The organism is Metabacillus sp. 84, assembly GCF_050107715.1.
GTDB lineage: Bacteria > Bacillota > Bacilli > Bacillales > Bacillaceae > Metabacillus_B.
This window is the reverse complement of record NZ_JBNILN010000056.1, coordinates 1-206: the sequence shown is the minus strand read 5'-3', so window position 1 is coordinate 206 and position 206 is coordinate 1. Positions and strand designations below refer to the sequence as shown.

Annotated in this window: 1 pseudogene; it reads left to right on the top strand. The window is 40.8% G+C overall.

Going from position 1 to position 206, the window contains the following annotated elements:
- A pseudogene (locus ACQCV8_RS20300) lies at positions 1-206 on the top strand (RNA-guided endonuclease TnpB family protein); the annotation flags it as partial.

Below are 206 nucleotides of genomic sequence, written 5' to 3'. Positions count from 1 at the left end.
CAAGGTTTGTTTCTTTGGAAACGGCAGACAAAACAAATACATGAAGCGTACATTCCGTTCCAAACGCAGAACATTGGGCAGGAAGAAAAAACTCAATGCCATCCGTAAATTGGATGATAAAGAACAGAGATGGATGAAAGACCAAGACCACAAGGTGAGCCGTGCAATCGTCAATTTTGCAAAAGACAATCACATTTCTGTCATTC